Consider the following 12494-nt stretch of genomic DNA (forward strand, 5'->3'; position numbering starts at 1 on the left):
TGGTGTTCCCCGGTGGTGCGCTGCTGGGTTGCGATGCCGGCTTCCTCAATGCCTCGCGCATCAAGGGCAGCCATGCGGCGATCAAGAGCGGCATGCTGGCAGCGGATGCGGCATTCAATGCCCTGGGTGAGAATCGCCAATCCGACGAGCTGTCGGCCTACCGGGCCGCTTTCGAGGCCTCCTGGCTGAAGGAAGAACTGCACAAGGCCCGCAACTTCAAGCCCTCGATGAGCAAGGGTCTGGTGGCCGGCACGCTGTTGGTGGGCATCGATCAGGTACTGTTCGGTGGCAAGGCCCCCTGGACCCTGCGCCACACGCATGCCGACCACGAATGCCTGCGTCCGGCCGCCGACTTTGCGCCGATCGCCTATCCCAAGCCGGATGGCAAGCTGACCTTCGATCGCCTGTCCTCGGTCTTCATCTCCAATACCAACCATGGTGAAGACCAACCCGCGCACCTGACGCTGAAGGACAAGGCCGTACCGGTCCAGATCAACCTGGCCAAGTACGCCGGCCCGGAAGCACGCTACTGCCCGGCGGGTGTCTATGAATTCGTCAAGAACGAAGACAACACCGACCGCCTGCAGATCAACGCCCAGAACTGCGTGCACTGCAAGACCTGCGATATCAAGGACCCGACGCAAAACATTGTCTGGGTCACGCCTGAAGGCGGCGGCGGGCCGAATTATTCAGGGATGTAGCCGCCGGCGATCGCTCAATGATGCGCGCCCAGCACCACCGCACCCGCGGCGATGACCAGGCAGGACAGTACGCGCCGCAGGGTGAGCTTTTCGCCCAGGAAGAGGGCGCCGATCAGGAGCGCGAACAATACCGAGGTTTCGCGCAGGGCGGAGACCATGCCCATGGGCGCCAGCGTGACCGCCCAGATCACGATGCCATAGGCCAGTAGCGACATGACACCACCGGCCAGACCGATCCAGGTTTCCTTCTGCGACAGCACGAGCGGGGAGCGTCCGTGCTTGCGGTGGTAGATCAGGGCCAGCGGGATGCTGTCCAGTACGAACAGCCAGCCGGCATAGCCGATGGCATCGCCCGCCAGGCGCGCTCCAATGCCGTCGGTGATGGTATAGGCGGCGATGAAGGCGCCGGTGGCAAACGCCGCTAGCGGACCGGAGAGGTGCTCGCGGCTGCGCATGGCGCGCAGATTGGCCAGGCTGACGATGCCGGCCGATACCAGGGCGATGCCGATGACGGTGGTGCTGCCCAGTTGTTCGCCCGCGAACAGGGCTGCGCCCAATGCCACCAGCAGGGGCGAGGAGCCGCGGGCGATCGGGTAGGACTGGCCGAAGTCGCCGATCCGGTAGGCGCGGATCAGGAACAGGTTGTAGCCGGTGTGCAGCAGGCCGGAGAGGACGATGTAGAACCAGCTGGCCGCGTCCGGGAGCGGTCGCCACAGAACCAGCGGGAGGGCGCCGAGGCCGGCGCCGATGGTCATCAGCGACAACGAGGCCAGGCGGTCATGGCTGCTCTTGAGCAGGGCGTTCCAGGAGGCGTGCAGGAGGGCTGCGGCCAGCACCAGGCCGATGACGCCGAGGCTCATGTCGCCCGCCCCTGGTCGAGATCGGCCACGCAGCGCCACAGCGCATGGCCGGAGGCCAGGTACTTGCGCTCGAAGGGGGTGATCGGTGCGGCGGGATGCCAGGCCTGGGCCTGGACGGACAGGCCGCTCAACTGGTTCAGCGCGGCGGCGAATTCCTCGACATAGATGCACCAGTTGCTGCGGCATTCGATCTGGCCGCCCAGGGCCACGATGCTGGGAAAGACCGCATGCCCCGGCCAGCGTCGCGCCAGGTGGCCGATCTTGGGCCAGGGGTTGGGATAGAGCAGGTAATGCCGGGCCGGGCGCAGTCCGGTCTGCTGCGCCAGGCGCCAGTAATCGACCAGGTCGGCGCGCACGAAGCAGAGGTTCTCCGGTTGCGGGCCGTCCCAGTGGGTGTTGCGCGCCAGGCGGTCGGCCGACTGGTCGATGCCGATGACAAAATGATCAGGGTATTGCGTGGCCAGGTTGAGAGTGGACAGACCCACGCCGCAACCGGTATCGAGGATCAGCGGTGCCGCACCGGCCGACTGCCAGGCGTGCATGCTGGCGTCGAAGGCGCGCTGGTTGTAGTCCGTGACGGGTTTGCGGAAGGGGTGCTGGGCATGGCGGGCGACCAGTTCGGCCAGTTGCTCATGTACGCCGGTCTGGGCGCTGCTGATGGGCGAGGAATTCACGAAAAACCAGGGATGGGCGGCAAAGCGCCATTTTAATGGACTCTGCGCGTGGCACGCCGGCAGCAGGCTGACCTGGAAATAAAAACGCCGCGCTGGCGGCGCGGCGTGGATCACCGGGTTGAACCCGGGATGAGGGACCCGATCAGTGCAAGGTCATGGGATGACGCATCATCACGTCGTAGCGGCTCAGGAAGTTGTCGATGTCTTCCATGGTCGGCTCGGAGGCGATCAGCTCCTGAACGTCCTTGCGGAACAGTTCGGCGGCCGGGCCATCGATGTAGATTTCACGCTGGCCGGACTTGTCCATGATCTCGTAGCCGCCGAAGCGCAAGGCTTCGTGGTCGGTATCGGCACCGAATTCGACGACGCTGTACTGCTCGCTGTTGTAGATCAGGTTCATAGTGACTCCTTATGCTGGAATACTGCTTCGAAAAGGAAGTGGCGCCATCACCGTCAATTTCAAGGCCCTTGCGGGCCGCTGGTGCGTTTCTGCTGCTTCGATACAGCTCCCTCGGGGAGCGCCGCGTCGCTTGCGCTCCTGAGTCTGGTTACGGCAGGAAGGGCGGAAAACTTTGGTCCCTGTCGTGTTCCTTGCCTGCAAGTCATGCAATCCACACAAAATTCCATGGCTGTGCGGCTTGCACCTGCACTTGCCTGCTGAGGGTAGATGACGCGCTGCCATGGAAGTTCATCGACGGCGCGCCGAGCCGGCGTATCCATTGCATCCGGGCAAGCCCTGTCCATGACTGCAGGATGCCGCTGTCAGCGTAAAAAGAACATCAGGAAATTTCTGAGCCCGCCGCAGGACGAACCCAGACTGGCAAAAGAAACGGGACCGCGTTGCGATCCCGTTCTGTGCTGCCTGGTGGAGGGTGAACAGGCTGCCCTGTCCGGTGGCCTCAGCGGGCCTCAGTTGGCGTCAGTGATTCTTGCGCGCCAGCTTGCCCGGTTCCACGCCCAGTTGCTTGAGCTTGCGGTAGAGGTGGGTGCGCTCCAGGCCGGTGCGTTCGGCCACCCGTGTCATGCTGCCGTTCTCGCGCACCAGGTGGTATTCGAAATAGGCGCGCTCGAAGGCGTCACGGGCTTCGCGCAGGGGTAGGTCGAAGGAGATGTTGGCGGCGTTGTCGGCCACCTGGCCGAACGGGGCGGCAGCGGGGGTGCCGTGGTGCAGCGCTTCGCTGCCCATGGCCGGGGCGTAGGCGGCCACCGGTGCCACATGTTCTGGCGAGTGCAGGCTGTCGCCGGCGCCATTGGCCACGGCGGCCACCGGTGCCGGGCGATAGCTGGCCGGACGTACTGCCTCGCGGCTGTGCGAGAGACCCTGTTGCACGGCCTTGAGCAGCTTTTGCAGGGCGATCGGCTTTTCCAGGAAATTCAGCGCACCGATGCGGGTGGCTTCCACGGCCGTATCGATGGTGGCATGCCCGGACATCATGATGACCGGCATGGTCAACAGACCGTCGCGCTGCCATTCCTTGAGCAACGTGACGCCGTCGGTATCGGGCATCCAGATATCGAGCAGCACGAGGTCGGGTACACCGGCCTGGCGAAGCTCGCGTGCCTGCTGCGCGTTTTCCGCAGTGGTCACGACATGTCCCTCATCGCCCAGAATTTCTGAGAGCAATTCGCGGATACCCATTTCGTCATCGACGACCAGGATGTTTGCCATGTGCTGCTTTCCTCGCTGCTAGTTCATTGTCCAAGTTTTCGATCTTGTTCCGGGCCGGCCTGCCCAACGCGGCGTTAGCGAGCAGGCCTTGATGAACTGCCAGGTCCCCCCGGCGTAGTGCTGTCGAATCTTGAGCCGTAGGGTCGGTTTCCCTATGAAACCGTCTCTTGATCAATAGATGCTAACTTTACCAGCAAAATTACAATTTTTGCGCCTCTGCCCTCTGTACGGTTCTGTATATCGATACGACCGCCGTGTTCTTCGACGATTTTCTTGACCATCGCCAGCCCCAGGCCGGTTCCCTTGGTCTTGGAAGTGACGTAGGGCTCGAAGGCGCGGGCCAGGATCTTGGCCGAGAAGCCGGGGCCGTTATCCATGATCGACAGCCGCACCGCCGGCTGGCGCTGGCCGTTGGCGGCGGCGATGTCGATCTGCTCGGTCAGCACGTCGATGCGCGGCGCCTCCTGGCCATCGTCGGCCACCGCATCCTGGGCGTTCTGCAGGAGGTTGTGGATGACCTGGCGCATCTGGGTGGCATCCCCCAGGACCTTGGCCATCTGCGGTGCCAGGCGGGCGTGGATCACGTCGCGACCGTCGCCGCTGAGGTAGAGGTTGAGGATTTCCTCGATCAGCGCGTTCAGGTCCAGTGCTACCGGCTTGGCCGGCGGCGTGCGGGCATAGTCGCGGAAGTCGTCGACCATGCGCTTCATGGCCGTGACCTGGTTGACGATGGTGGTGGTGCCTTTTTCCAGGATGGCGGCATCGCCCGGCATGAGCTTGTCCGACAGGCGGTGCTGCAGGCGTTCGGCCGAGAGCTGGATGGGCGTCAGCGGGTTCTTGATCTCGTGCGCCAGGCGGCGGGCCACCTCGCCCCAGGCGATCGAGCGCTGGGCAGAGATGACGTTGCTGATGTCGTCGAACACCACCACGTAGCCCACGCCGTTTTCCACCGGCAGGTGCGAGCCGCGCGCCAGCAGGGTCAGCTTGTCGTGGTCGGGCTTGCCGCCTTGCTCGTCATTGGCCTCGAAGCTCACGCCGGGCTGGCGCGACAGTTCGAACTGCCGCTGCCAGTGCAGGCCGTCGCCGGCTTCACCGCTGTGTTGGGCCAGTTGCTCGGAGAAGGCGCGGATGATGGCCTGGGCGAAGGGGGCCTGGCTTTCGATGGTCTGCAGCGGGGTGCCGATGTCGGCAGAGAAGTCGTAGCCCAGGATGCGCCGCACCGAATCGTTGGCGCTGACGATGTTGAACTGGCCGTCCAGCACCATCACCCCGGCCGACATGTTGGCCAGCACCGATTCCAGGTAGGCTTTGGCGTTTTCCAGTTCGGCGCGGTTCTTTTCGACGGAGGTCCGGGCTTCCAGCAACTGGCGCGTCATCGTATTGAACGATTGCGTCAGCGTCCCCAGTTCGTCGGAGGTACTGACGATGGGCCGCGGCGAGAGATTGCCTTCGGCCACCGCCTTGGTCCCCTCGGCCAGCAGCAGCAGCGGCTTGGCCAGGTCGCTGGCGATCAGGAAGGCACTGGCGATGGCCGCGAAGATGGCCAGCAGCAGCGTGAGCGTGAGCGTGACCAGGTAGATCTTGCGCAGGCCGGACCGTGAGACCGAGCGCTGCTGGTATTCGTTGTAGGCCAGCCTGAGCGTTTCGGCATTGGTGGCGAGGTAATCCGGGACCGGCTGCAGGATCTGCAGGTAGCGCGTTTCGCTCTGCAGGGACAGCCCGCGACTGGGCGCCGGGACCAGCACCACCACGTGCAGCCGCAGGTTGCCGTCGGTATCGGATTCGCCGATGCTGGGGCGGGCATCGTCGCTTTCCACCGCCGAGAAGGCCCGCGAGACCCGCGCCTGGCGCATCGCCTGGGTGCTGGGCAGGATGGGGGTGAGCGAGCCGATGGCGCCGCCCACGGTACTCATCACCTGGCCGTTGCCATTGACGATGGTGATTTCCATGTTCTGGTCACGCTGGCGGGAGAGGTAGGTCACCTGCTCGGAGTCGCTCATGTCGGACAGTTCCTGGGCGATGCCGCGTGCCCGCGAGACCAGATCCGACAGCGAGGAGTCGAGGGCATTGCGGCCCAGGTTCAGGCCTGACTCCAGCGCCGCTTCCATGCGCACGTCGAACCAGGATTCGATGGAGCGCGACACGAACTGCACCGACATCAGGTAGATCACCGCGCCCGGGACGATGCCCACCAGTGCGAACATCAGCACCAGTCGCGCCAGCAGCTTGGAGCCGAACTTGCCGCGCCGGTAGCGCTTGTAGAGCCGGCCCAGCAGCAGCAGCACCAGGCCCAGCAGCGAGATGGCGGCCAGGCCGTTGAGGAACAGCAGCCACGGGTAGTGCTGCTCGAAGAGGGCGGAATTTTCGGAGGCCGAGGCCAGCAGGAACAGCAGGATGCTGATGACGCCCCCGCCGACCACCAGCAGATAGCGTAAGGTGCGGCTCATTCGGGTTTGTAGGTGAATTCGATCCAGTCGGAGGACAGGCGCCAGTCGCTATTGTTGAGCGCATTGACCTGGAAGGGCTTGGGCAGCTGCGCCACGTCCAGGCGCATGCGCAGGCCGACCTGGTAGGCGTCGCCGGCTTTGAGGGTGTTGCTGTCGGCAATGATCCAGCGCGGCGGGCGGCGGATCAGCGTCATCGCGTCCTCCAGGTTGCTGAAGCTCTGCTGCAACTGGCCGCTGATGGCGGTGTGGTATTGCCGGGTCAGCACGTTATAGGACACGCGTACCGTGCGTGTGGCCGAGACGCTGGTTTCGTCGAACCAGTACCAGCGCCGCCGCGTGAGCTGGACTTCGGTCGTGAAGTACAGCGGTACGCCGCGTGAAAGCGCGTCTTCCAGGCCGCGATTCAATTCGAAGTCATAGGACACCGACAGGCGATAGCCCTGGTCGCTGGCTTCGATGCTGGCCTGGCTGACGGTGATCTCGGCGGCCCGGGCGGTGAGGGTGGAACAGGCCAGCAGCACCGCCAGCAGCCATGGCAGCACGCTGCGCAGCAGTCGGGCGCCGCCCGTGGTCAGGCTGCGTGCTGGAGAGGGGAGGAGGGCCGATTGCGTCAAATTCATGCACCAGGTTTTTGGAACAGCGCATAGAACAGGCCATCGTGGTCGGCGTCTGCTTCTGCGTCTGCGGTCGGCAATAGTTGACCGGGAGCGGGCAACCGGATGGCATTGTGTTTCTGCGCGAAGGCGATCGCTTGCTGCTCCGATTCCTGGGGCCACAGCGAGCAGGTTACGAGCAGCAATTTACCATTCGGTCGCAGCATCTGCCAAAGCTTGTCCAGAATTTGCGCGGAAAGTGTTGCAAGCTGCGCGGTGTCGGTCTTGCGGCGCAGCCAGCGGATATCCGGGTGACGCCGCACGATGCCAGAAGCCGTGCACGGCACGTCGGCCAGGATGCGGTCGAAGGGCTGGCCGTCCCACCAGTCGTCCTGGCGGGCGTCCCCGGTGACGAGGCTGGCCCGCAGGTGCAGGCGTTCGAGGTTTTCGGCGATGCGTTGCAGGCGGCGGCTATCGTGATCCAGCGCCAGCAGGTCGAGATCGGCCAGTTCCAGCAGGTGGCCGGTCTTGCCGCCGGGCGCGGCACAGGCGTCCAGCACGCGCATGCCGTCGGCCACATCCAGCAGCGGCGCGGCCAGCTGGGCGGCAGCGTCCTGTACCGAAACCAGGCCCGCGGCGAAACCGGGAATCTGCTGCACCGGTGTCGGCTGGTCCAGCCGCACCGCGTAGGGACCGACCTGGCGCGCGCCGATGCCGGCCTGCTGCAGCTCTGCCAGATACTCGGTGACGCTGGTGCGGCGGCGATTCACGCGCAAGGTCAGCGGTGGCGCCTGGTTGCCGGCATGCAGGATGGCCTGCCATTGCTCGGGATAGGCGGCCTTGAGACGGTCGATCCACCAGGTGGGATAGTTCCAGGTTCCTGGCGGGGTCTTGGTGGCCTGCGGCATCAGCGTCGCCTTCTCGCGCAGGAAGCGGCGCAGGATGGCATTGACCACACCCTTGGCAAAGCTCATCTCGGGGCTGATGGCGGCCGCTTCGACAGCCTGGTTGACCACGGTGAAGCTGTCATAGCCGGCCTCGTCATCTTCCACCAGCAGCGCCAGGGCGCTCACCAGCAGGCCGTGGAGCACGTCAGGCTGGGGCGGCTTGTTGGCCAAGAGGCTCAGCAGGGCGTCGGTCAGGCCCAGTCGGCGCATGGCGCGGTAGCTCAGGTCCTGGATGGCACCACGGGCCGGCGCCGGGGCGTCGCTGCGGGCAAAAATCTGTGCCAGGGCCTGTGGCAACGCGTGACCGGCACGCACGGCGGCCACGGCCTGGGCCGCGTAGGCCAGCTGGTACGCCAGCGAATCGGCCTTGGCCGAGGGAGAAAGAAGGGAAATCTGGATCACGTCTATGCTTGTCTAGGAGGCCCGTTGCAGACCGGAGTTGCGCCTTGGCAATGGCTTGCAGTATTGGCGGCGGTCATGGGTCGGCGAAAGGGCGCGGGCCGCCAGTGTACCAGCCGCCAGGGTGTCCTACACCTGTCGGTGTGGCGGGGTATGCCTGGCCGGCACCAATAAAAAACGGCTGCCGCGGTGGATGATCGCGGCAGCCGTCTTGACGGGCAGGGGGCGTAACAGGGTCAGACGCCCCAGAGGATGTCGTAGCCGCCCTTCTTGGCCTCGCGCAGCATGTCCAGCAGCGGATAGGCGCGCGCCGAGAAGCTGACGGCCTCGATCTTTTCGTGGTTGTGGTCGTCGGTGTCGGCGTTGTGGTGGGCGTTGACATCACGCGCCAGTGCTTCGGCCGCTTCGTGCGCCTTGCTGGCATTGATCTGCTGTTCCAGCAGGGCGACGGCGTCACCGGCCTCGGCCGCGGTGATCACGCCGCGTGCGGGATCCTTGTGCAGCAGGTCCAGGATGGGTTTGGCGTGTGATTCGTACATCACCACATCGGCAGCCGCTTTTGATTTGAATGTAATCAGCATATTTCCTCAGGGTCTTTGATTGAAAACGTTTCTTCGGGCGCGGCCGCCTGGGCCGGGCCATGGTGGAAATGCGCTGCAGACTGCATCCGCATTCCTGCGGGATTGCCCGTTTGGAGTGACGGGCAGCGACAAGAATACTCCGGTCGCCTGATTTCTGTCATCTTGCAATGGCCCCGCTCAGCTTGGTTTGAAAGAGCTGAAAAAGGTTTCAATGTTTTCCTCGGTGAAGGCCTTTTCATCGCCCACGATGAGGATCTGGTACACCCGCCGCTCACGGGCGACCAGGCGCGCCGCCAACCGCAGCGGCCGGCCACGGGAGACACCTCGGGCGTCCAGATCGACGGTGCGCGCAAAGCCCTCGGTCTTGCCCGGCCAGGCCGCACCTGACTGAACCTGACCACCGATGTTGTTGAGCAGGGCCGTGCGCATGGCGTCCAGCGTCCGGTTGGCGCTGGCGGCGTCGGGCAATTCAGCGGTACCGGCGGCGAAGGTCAGGCCGTCCACCTCGGCGGCGGTCATGCTCATCTCCACCTTGGGGCCGTCCAGATCGACCGGGCGCGTGACGCTGGCCGGCTTGGCCGGTAGCAGCACCACGAAATGGGCGCCGTTGTCACTGGCTTCGCGCCAGTTGTAGCGCGGCGAACAGGCCGCCAGGCACAGGCAGGCCAGGCTCAGGGAAACGAGGGCGACGCGGACAGGGCGCATGGGGCGGACCGGAATGGAAGGGCGTCCATCATAGCAAAGGCATCAGGCCCGACCCGGGCTGCTGAAAAAGCGCCATTGTCTGATGGCCGGCCGGCAATTCTTGCGGTATAAGAACGCATCCCAACGGAACCCTCTACGGATATGCAAAACGACAACCAAACCAGCCTGCCGGAGCTGACGCTGCGCGGCATGCTGCTGGGCGCATTGATCACGGTGGTGTTTACCGCCTCCAACGTCTATCTTGGACTGAAGGTCGGCCTGACCTTCTCGTCGGCGATTCCCGCCGCCGTGATCTCGATGGCGGTGCTGCGCCTGTTCAGCAATGCCAACATCCTCGAAAACAACATGGTGCAGACCCAGGCCTCGGCGGCCGGCACCCTGTCCTCGATCATCTTCATCCTGCCCGGACTGGTGATGATGGGGCACTGGCAGGGCTTCCCCTTCCTGCAGACGCTGGGCATCTGTGCTGCCGGCGGCATGCTGGGCGTGATGTTTTCCATCCCGCTGCGCCGGGTGATGGTGGTGCAAAGCGCGCTGCCCTATCCCGAGGGCGTGGCGGCGGCCGAAATCCTGCGGGTGGGCAGCGCCGATGCCGATGGCGGTGAAGAGACCCGCCGCGGGCTGCGCGACATCCTCTTCGGCGGCACCCTGGCGGCCGCCTTCAGCGTCATCGCCAGCGGCCTGAAGCTGTTCGCCGAGAGCATCAGCGTGTGGCTTACCGCCGGTGCCTCGGTGGTAAGGCTGACGATGGGCTTTTCGCTGGCACTGGTCGGCGCGGGGTACATGATCGGCATCGTCTCCGGCATTGCCATCCTGATCGGCATGGTCCTGGCCTGGGGCGTGGCCGTGCCGTACCTGACCGCGGTGACCCCGCATGCTGCCGGCGTGGCGCTGTCCGACTTTGCCAACGGGCTGTGGAAAAGCCAGGTGCGCTTCATCGGCGCCGGCATGATCGGCGTGGCGGCGATCTGGACCCTGATGACGCTCTTCAAGCCCATGCTGGAAGGCGTCAAGGCCTCGCTGTCGACGCTGGCGCGCCGCCAGCAGGGCAGCACCGAACGCACCGACCAGGACATGTCGCCGCGCTGGATCATCGTCATCAGCCTGGCCATGATCGCGCTGCTGGCGGTGGTGTTTGCCTCGTTCCTCTCGGGTACGCCGGTGACGGCGGGCCTGTTCATCGGACTGGTCGTCTATGCGGTGGTGTTCGCCTTCGTGTTCGGTTTTCTGGTCGCGGCCGCTTGCGGCTACATGGCCGGGCTGATCGGCTCTTCGTCCAGCCCGATTTCCGGCATCGGCATCGTCGCCGTGATCCTGGTGTCGGTCCTGCTGCTGGTCTCGGGGGCGGTCGATCCGCTGCTGGCCACGCCTGAAGGCAGCAAGCTGGCCATTGCCGTGGCCTTGTTCGTGACGGCCGCCATCATTGCCGTGGCCGCCATCGCCAACGACAACCTGCAGGATCTCAAGACCGGCCAACTGGTCGGTGCCACGCCATGGCGCCAGCAGGTGGCGTTGCTGGTCGGTTGCGTGGTGGGTGCGCTGATCATCCCGCCGGTACTGAACCTGCTGTACAACGCCTACGGTTTCACCGGCGCCTTGCCGAGAGCCGGCATGGATGCGGCGCAGGCGCTGGCGGCACCGCAGGCAACCCTGATGACGGCGATCGCCACCGGTATCTTCACCCGTGAGCTCAACTGGACCATGCTGGGTGTGGGGGTGGCGCTGGGCATCGTGCTGATCGTGATCGACTGGCTGTTGGCGCGTCGTGGCGGTGTGGCGCGCCTGCCGGTACTGGCAGTGGGCATCGGCATCTATCTGCCGCCGATGGTCAGCAGCGCCCTGTTCCTGGGTGCGGTACTGGGCTGGCTGATCGAACGCGGTCTGCGCCGACGCGCCCGGGCTGCCGGTACCGACTTTGACGCCTATGCCGACAAGCCGCGCCAGCGCGGCATCCTGGTGGCATCCGGCCTGATCGTCGGCGAAAGCCTGGTCGGGGTGCTGCTGGCGGCCGTGATCGGCTTCACCGGCAAGGATGCGCCACTGGCGCTGGTGTCGGGCGACTTCGAGTCCACCGGTCAATGGCTGGGACTGGCTGCGCTGGTGCTGATTTTGGTGGCCTTCGTACGGCGCATCATGCCGGCGCGCTGAATACAAGCCTAGCTGCGGCTCTCCACCAGCATGCGCAAGGCCAGCCCGGCCAGCACCGTGCCCATCAGCCAGCGCTGTACCAGCTGCCAGCCTGGGCGGGCGGCCAGCAAGGCCGAGATGGACGCCGCCGAGAGCGTGATCATGGCATTGACGCTCAGGCCCACCGCGATCTGGGTCATGCCCAGCGCCAGCGATTGCCCCAGTACGCTGCCCTGGTCTGCATGGATGAACTGCGGCAGCAGGGACAGGTACATCACGGCGATCTTGGGATTGAGCAGGCTGGTCACCAGGCCCATGGCAAAGAGCTTGCGCGGGCTGTCCGGCGGCAACTCGCGCAACGCGAAGGGGGAGCGCCCACCCGGCCGCAACGCCTGCCAGGCCAGGTAGAGCAGGTAGGCCGCGCCACCCAGGCGCAGTGCGTCATAGGCCAGGGGCACCGCCATCACCAGCGCGGTGATGCCGCCTGCCGCACAGAGCATATAGAAGACCGATCCCAGCACGATGCCGCCCAGCGAGATCAGCCCGGCCTTGCGGCCCTGGCAGACCGAACGCGAAACCAGATAAAGCATGTTCGGTCCGGGCGTAAGTACCATGCCCAGGCAGATCGCGCCAAAGGCAAGCAGGGTGGAGGTGGTGGGCATGGGCGGGCTCTTTCCGGAAATGACGCGAGCGGCGTCATCGCCGCTCCAGCCATCACAGACTAGCCCGGTCAGGGCGGTCGCAAAAGATACAGAGCCGCCGCATGGTCATCGCAACAGGCCCTGGCGGCA

General features: G+C 65.1%; 12 protein-coding genes. 2 read left to right on the top strand and 10 right to left on the bottom strand.

All coding sequences use genetic code 11. The features are described from left to right. Positions 1-701 (top strand): electron transfer flavoprotein-ubiquinone oxidoreductase (locus HBH1_RS19730; protein WP_199181629.1); only part of this gene is annotated, 701 nt, incomplete at its 5' end. A 14-nt stretch (positions 702-715) separates the two neighbouring features. Here the strand turns inward: HBH1_RS19730 and HBH1_RS19735 are convergent. The 9 genes from HBH1_RS19735 to HBH1_RS19775 all read right to left on the bottom strand — a co-directional run bounded on the left by HBH1_RS19735 (position 716) and on the right by HBH1_RS19775 (position 9576). Next, positions 716-1561 carry a DMT family transporter gene (locus HBH1_RS19735; RefSeq protein ID WP_102664083.1) on the bottom strand — a complete coding sequence of 282 codons (846 nt, stop codon included), beginning with the start codon at positions 1559-1561 and terminating at the stop codon, positions 716-718. Continuing rightward, positions 1558-2235, bottom strand: a complete 678-nt coding sequence (locus HBH1_RS19740) for a tRNA (guanine(46)-N(7))-methyltransferase TrmB (protein ID WP_102664084.1) — start codon at positions 2233-2235, stop codon at positions 1558-1560. The genes HBH1_RS19735 and HBH1_RS19740 overlap by 4 nt, the downstream gene beginning before the upstream one ends. 142 nt (positions 2236-2377) lie before the next feature. Then, complete coding sequence (locus HBH1_RS19745; protein ID WP_006713246.1) at positions 2378-2635, bottom strand: BTH_I0359 family protein; 258 nt, start codon at positions 2633-2635, stop codon at positions 2378-2380. A 519-nt stretch (positions 2636-3154) separates the two neighbouring features. Next, entirely contained in the window at positions 3155-3904 is a 750-nt protein-coding gene (locus HBH1_RS19750) for a response regulator (protein ID WP_006713247.1), read from the bottom strand. A 152-nt stretch (positions 3905-4056) separates the two neighbouring features. Beyond that, positions 4057-6351 carry a sensor histidine kinase gene (locus HBH1_RS19755; protein WP_102664085.1) on the bottom strand — a complete coding sequence of 765 codons (2295 nt, stop codon included), beginning with the start codon at positions 6349-6351 and terminating at the stop codon, positions 4057-4059. Then, positions 6348-6971 (bottom strand): DUF4390 domain-containing protein, encoded by a 624-nt coding sequence (locus HBH1_RS19760; protein WP_233207661.1) that lies wholly within the window; start codon positions 6969-6971, stop codon positions 6348-6350. The genes HBH1_RS19755 and HBH1_RS19760 overlap by 4 nt, the downstream gene beginning before the upstream one ends. Next, positions 6968-8293 carry a 16S rRNA (cytosine(967)-C(5))-methyltransferase RsmB gene (rsmB, locus tag HBH1_RS19765; protein WP_102664086.1) on the bottom strand — a complete coding sequence of 442 codons (1326 nt, stop codon included), beginning with the start codon at positions 8291-8293 and terminating at the stop codon, positions 6968-6970. Before rsmB ends, HBH1_RS19760 begins: the two co-directional genes overlap by 4 nt. A 233-nt stretch (positions 8294-8526) precedes the next feature. Further along, positions 8527-8871, bottom strand: a complete 345-nt coding sequence (locus HBH1_RS19770; RefSeq protein ID WP_102664087.1) for a DUF1840 domain-containing protein — start codon at positions 8869-8871, stop codon at positions 8527-8529. A 177-nt stretch (positions 8872-9048) separates the two neighbouring features. Then, positions 9049-9576, bottom strand: a complete 528-nt coding sequence (locus HBH1_RS19775; RefSeq protein WP_102664088.1) for a hypothetical protein — start codon at positions 9574-9576, stop codon at positions 9049-9051. A gap of 141 nt (positions 9577-9717) precedes the next feature. Between HBH1_RS19775 and HBH1_RS19780 the strand changes: the two genes are divergently transcribed. Next, on the top strand, positions 9718-11724 hold the full coding sequence (locus HBH1_RS19780) for an OPT family oligopeptide transporter (RefSeq protein ID WP_102664089.1): 2007 nt from the start codon (positions 9718-9720) through the stop codon (positions 11722-11724). Between the two features lie 8 nt (positions 11725-11732). Here the strand turns inward: HBH1_RS19780 and HBH1_RS19785 are convergent, their stop codons facing one another. Then, on the bottom strand, positions 11733-12365 hold the full coding sequence (locus HBH1_RS19785) for a LysE family translocator (RefSeq protein ID WP_102664090.1): 633 nt from the start codon (positions 12363-12365) through the stop codon (positions 11733-11735). Between the last annotated feature and the right edge of the window lie 129 nt (positions 12366-12494).

Source organism: Herbaspirillum sp. BH-1, from assembly GCF_002870055.1.
Taxonomy (GTDB): Bacteria; Pseudomonadota; Gammaproteobacteria; order Burkholderiales; family Burkholderiaceae_D; genus Herbaspirillum; species Herbaspirillum frisingense.

Bases quoted from the DNA above. Each gene is read 5' to 3' on its own strand.
- HBH1_RS19735 (WP_102664083.1), bottom strand. From the start codon at position 1,561: ATGAGCCTCGGCGTCATCGGCCTGGTGCTGGCCGCAGCCCTCCTGCAC.
- HBH1_RS19745 (WP_006713246.1), bottom strand. From the start codon at position 2,635: ATGAACCTGATCTACAACAGCGAGCAGTACAGCGTCGTCGAATTCGGT.
- HBH1_RS19750 (WP_006713247.1), bottom strand. From the start codon at position 3,904: ATGGCAAACATCCTGGTCGTCGATGACGAAATGGGTATCCGCGAATTG.
- HBH1_RS19755 (WP_102664085.1), bottom strand. From the start codon at position 6,351: ATGAGCCGCACCTTACGCTATCTGCTGGTGGTCGGCGGGGGCGTCATC.
- HBH1_RS19760 (WP_233207661.1), bottom strand. From the start codon at position 6,971: ATGAATTTGACGCAATCGGCCCTCCTCCCCTCTCCAGCACGCAGCCTG.
- HBH1_RS19770 (WP_102664087.1), bottom strand. From the start codon at position 8,871: ATGCTGATTACATTCAAATCAAAAGCGGCTGCCGATGTGGTGATGTAC.
- HBH1_RS19775 (WP_102664088.1), bottom strand. From the start codon at position 9,576: ATGCGCCCTGTCCGCGTCGCCCTCGTTTCCCTGAGCCTGGCCTGCCTG.
- HBH1_RS19780 (WP_102664089.1), top strand. From the start codon at position 9,718: ATGCAAAACGACAACCAAACCAGCCTGCCGGAGCTGACGCTGCGCGGC.
- HBH1_RS19785 (WP_102664090.1), bottom strand. From the start codon at position 12,365: ATGCCCACCACCTCCACCCTGCTTGCCTTTGGCGCGATCTGCCTGGGC.